A 4,174-nucleotide genomic window follows, 5' to 3' on the forward strand; every position below is an offset into this window, starting at 1 on the left:
CGCCGGTGCGCCCGGCGCCGCGGCCGGGGCGCAGGCCCCGGGGCGGCCCGAGCCGGACGGCCGGGTGCCGGCCGGCCCCGGCGGCAACCACCGGACCCCGGTGACCGGCCTGACCGTTCCTCCGCAGAGCCTGCCCACGGGGGAGGCCATCGGCCGGCCGCAGGATCCGCGCGACTAGCGCCCCGGCCAACGGGTGAGGGCCTCCCGGCGACGGAGCTGCGTGCTGCTCGTCGCCGGGAGGCTTCTCGATGCCCGGGCCGTGCCGACCGGGGCGAGTGAGGGGCCGGCCGCCGGGGTGGTGCTGTGCGACCTCGAGGTCAGGTGGACCGGTCAGCCGTCCCGAGGGCCGCTGTGGCAGCGCTGTCGTAGGCCCTCAAGGCGATGTGACGAAACTCGTCGTGGGTTCGGGGACGGGGGTCTCAGGGCTGCACCGTAGGCCCGATCGGGCTGATGCCGGAGTCGGGAGCGGACGCCGGTGCACCGGCCGCTCTGTGCGGGGGCTGTTCGCCGATCACGTGCTCATCGCCTCGGAGCCGACGAGCCGCTCCTCGGACGGTGATGGGGACCGGTCCGCCGGGCCGGGAAAGGCCGGTGGCGGCGCACGACTCGGTGGGCGGATCCCGCCAGGTCGGCCGCAGTGCATCGACTGACAGTGCATCGACTGACAGGGCATCGGCTGACAGGGCATCGACTGGCCGTGCAGCGAGGCTTGCACCGTCGAGGACGCCGGTGAGCAGCACGACGTCCGGCCGGCCCGGCGTGTGCGGATCGAGCGCGCCCACAGCTGGGCCCTGGAACCACCACCCAGCCACTCGCTCGTGTCCGGTGGGGCGGGAGGGTGACAGCTCGCGTGGACGTCGCGCAGGGGCCCCTGCGCCGGGCTCCGCCCGGCCTGGCCCTGCGTCGCCTACGGCAAAACGCACTCGGCCGCCTGTGACCGGGGGACCGGTGGGGCGCCCGAGCCACCCGTCGCAGCGCCGCTCGTTCGCGGCCAGCCGCGCCCGGCGGCCTGGGGCGTGGATGCGGGAAGCCCGTCGCACCGACGACCGCGGTCCTCGGCAGAAACCGCCACGGTGACGCACCGGCCGAACCGGATGGTGCGGGCTGCCATGGCGAGAAGGCCGCAGCCCGTTCGCACGCCTGGACCGCCGTCACCACGTCGACGGCGGTCCAGGGGCGGCGCTACGGCCGTGGGCCGCCCAGCCGCTGCCTGCGGGGGCGGCCGAGGGTCAGGACGCTGCCTGCACGGCCGAGCGCAGTTGCCGGCGCCACCGGGTGAACAGGCGGGGCTGGTTCATCCCGAGGACGGCCACGGGGTGCCCGTCGCGCTCGTAGGCCACGAGGAAGCTGCGGTCGGCGCAGCTACCCTCCACCACACGGGCGACGTCGCCCTCGCGGCGCGATCCCGCGAACTGGATGCGGGCGCCGTACTGGTCGGACCAGAAGTAGGGCACCGGCGTCGGCGCCGGCTCCTCGGAGCCCAGCAGCGTGGCGACCGCGGTGGCCGGTTGCTCGAGCGCGTTGGTCCAGTGCTCGATGCGCACGTGCCGCTCCGCGAAGGCCGACCACGTCGCGGCGCAGTCGCCGACCGCGACCACGCCCGGGATGTTCGTGCCCCCGCGCGCGTCGGTGAGGACGCCGTTGCCGAGGGCCACGCCGGAGTGGGCCAGCCACTCGATGTTCGGTGTGGCGCCGATCCCCACGACCACCACGTCGGCCGGCAGGCGCGTGCCGTCGTTCAGTTCGACGGCCTCGACCCTGCCGGTGCCGACCAGTCCGGCGACCCCGGTGCCGGTCAGCAGGCGGGTGCCGTGGTCGGCGTGCAACCCGGCGCAGACCGCCCCCATGTCGGCGCCCAACGGGCCGGCGAGCGGGACGGGCTGGGTCTCGACGACCGTGACGTCCAGCCCGAGCGTGCGGGCCGTGGAGGCGACCTCCGCCCCGATGAAGCCGGCCCCGATCACGACGAGGCGCTCAGCGGCGGCCAGGTCCTCTCGCAGGGCGATCGCGTCGTCCAGGGAACGCAGCACGTGCACGCCGTCGAGCCCATCGCTGCCGGGTAGGCGTCGGGCGCGGGCGCCGGTGGCGAGGACGACACCATCGGCGCGGATCTCGCTGCCGTCCTCCAGCAGCACCGAGCGGCTGAGGTGGTCCAGGCCGACCGCCGTGGTGCCCAGCCGCCACTCGACACCCAGGTCCGCGTCGTCCGGTGCGCCCAGGGCGATGTCGTCCAGCGAGGCCGTGCCGGCCAGGAACTCCTTGGACAGGGGCGGGCGGTCATAGGGGGCGTGCACCTCGTCGCCGATGACGACGATGCGGCCGTCGTAGGACTGCTCCCGCAGCGCGCGCGCAGCCGAGAGGCCGGCCAGGGAGGCCCCGACCACGGCGACCGCGGGGCTCATGCGGCACCGTCCGCGGTGGCCCCCGGCTGCACGTAGACCATGCCGTCCTGCACGACGACCCGGTGTGTGCGGACCGGTGTCTTGGCGGGCGGGCCGGACACCTTCCCGGTGCGCAGGTCGAAGCAGGAGGCGTGCAGGGGGCACTCGACCGCGCAGCCGTCCAGCCAGCCGTCGGCCAGCGAGGCGTCCTGGTGCGTGCACGTGTCGTCGATCGCGTAGAACTCGCCGTCGACGTTGAAGACCGCGATGGGCTCGTCGGCTTCCACTCGGGTCGCCTCGCCGGGCGGCAACGCGGTTGTGGGGCAGACCGGGATCATGGGCGCTCCAGGCTCGTCGTTGTTGCGCTTCTCGCAACGCACTGCCTATGACGCAACAGCATGGTCCAGCGGCCCCGGTGGCGTCAAGAGGCGCCGGGTGCCCCGCCGTCCGCCACCTACGCTGAGGTCATGAGTGGGTCGCAGGGTCAGAACGCGGAGCGGGGCTCGGTCACCGTCGTCCAGTCGGTCGACCGGGCGCTGAGCGTCCTGGAGATCCTCGCGGCCCACGGCGAGGTCGGCGTCACGGACATGGCCGCCGAGCTAGGGGTGCACAAGTCCACGGCCTTCCGGCTGGTTGCGGCGCTGGAGAGCCGGGGCTTCGTCGAGCAGTTGGCCGATCGGGGGAAGTACCGGCTGGGCTTCGGTGTCGTGCGCCTGGCCGGCGCGGCCGCCGTCCAGCTGGACATCGCCCGGGAGGGGCGGCCGTTCTGCGACGCGCTGGCCGCCGACCTCGAGGAGGCGGCGAACCTCGCCATCCTGGACGGCGACCGTGCGGTGAACGTCAGTCAGGCTCGGGGGCCGGGGGCGCTCAGTACGCACAACTGGGTGGGACAGGGCACGCCTCTGCACGCGACGTCGAGTGGCAAGGTGCTGCTGGCCTACGCTCCTGACGCCGTTCGCAAGGACGTGCTCTCCCGGGAGTTGCCGCGCTTCACCCCTGCGACGATCACTGATCCCGAGGCGTTGCAACGGGACCTCGACCGGATCGTCGAGCAGGGGTGGGGATCCACGGCGGAGGAGTACGAGATCGGACTCAACGCCGTCGCCGCGCCTGTCCGGGGCGCGGATGGCGACGTGATCGCCGCCCTCAGCGTCTCGGGGCCGTCCTTCCGGATGGGCTCGGAGGAGTTCCCGAGGCGCGCCCGGCGGGTGACGTCAGGCGCTGAGGAGCTGAGCAGGAAGCTGGGCTTCTTCGGTCTGGCCCGCTGACCCGGCGGGCGCTGCTGCCCGTGGTGGTCGAGACGTCGCTCCGACCTCGCCGCGACCCCCTCGGTCGCAGTGTGTGGACACCGGGCGACTGGAACGGCGTCGGCAGCGCGCTCCGTGCACACGTCACCTCGTCGCGCCGTCCGGATGGTGCGGCCTGCTCTGCCGTCTCCTGTCGCGGTGCAGGGCGGTGCCGCGTCCGGTGGGGAGTCCCCGGCGCGGCTCCGTGAGAACGAGGGTCGAAAGTTGTTGCGCTATGCGCGAGCCGCTGTTTAATGTGCAACACATCGGTCGTCTTGAGCTCGCTGGTGGGCGACGACCGAGGCGTGTCGCAGACCTGCGTTGTCCGACTTCCGGCGTCCCCAGATCGCCCGACGGAACCCCGAGGTGCCGTATGACCACCACCGACCTGCCCGCGAGCCTGATCTCCACGCTGCCGGGCCAGTACTACACCGACCCGGCCATCTTCTCCCTCGAACAGGCCCGGATCTTCGAGACCATGTGGTTCTGCGCGGTGCGGTCGGCCGA

General features: G+C 73.6%; 3 protein-coding genes. 1 reads left to right on the plus strand and 2 read right to left on the minus strand.

Features of this window, described 5'->3' with window-relative positions; translation table 11 throughout:
* Window positions 1–1,229 precede the first annotated feature (1,229 nt).
* Window positions 1,230–2,402 (minus strand): NAD(P)/FAD-dependent oxidoreductase, encoded by a 1,173-nt coding sequence (locus tag ACI78Z_RS24860; RefSeq protein WP_457039209.1) that lies wholly within the window; start codon window positions 2,400–2,402, stop codon window positions 1,230–1,232.
* A complete protein-coding gene (locus ACI78Z_RS24865) occupies window positions 2,399–2,719 on the minus strand; it encodes a bifunctional 3-phenylpropionate/cinnamic acid dioxygenase ferredoxin subunit (RefSeq protein ID WP_457039210.1) in 321 nt (106 codons plus the stop codon). The genes ACI78Z_RS24860 and ACI78Z_RS24865 overlap by 4 nt, the downstream gene beginning before the upstream one ends.
* 129 nt (window positions 2,720–2,848) lie before the next feature.
* Between ACI78Z_RS24865 and ACI78Z_RS24870 the strand changes: the two genes are divergently transcribed.
* Complete coding sequence (locus ACI78Z_RS24870; protein ID WP_457039211.1) at window positions 2,849–3,649, plus strand: IclR family transcriptional regulator; 801 nt, start codon at window positions 2,849–2,851, stop codon at window positions 3,647–3,649.
* Window positions 3,650–4,174 lie beyond the last annotated feature (525 nt).

The organism is Geodermatophilus sp. SYSU D01176 (assembly GCF_054050015.1).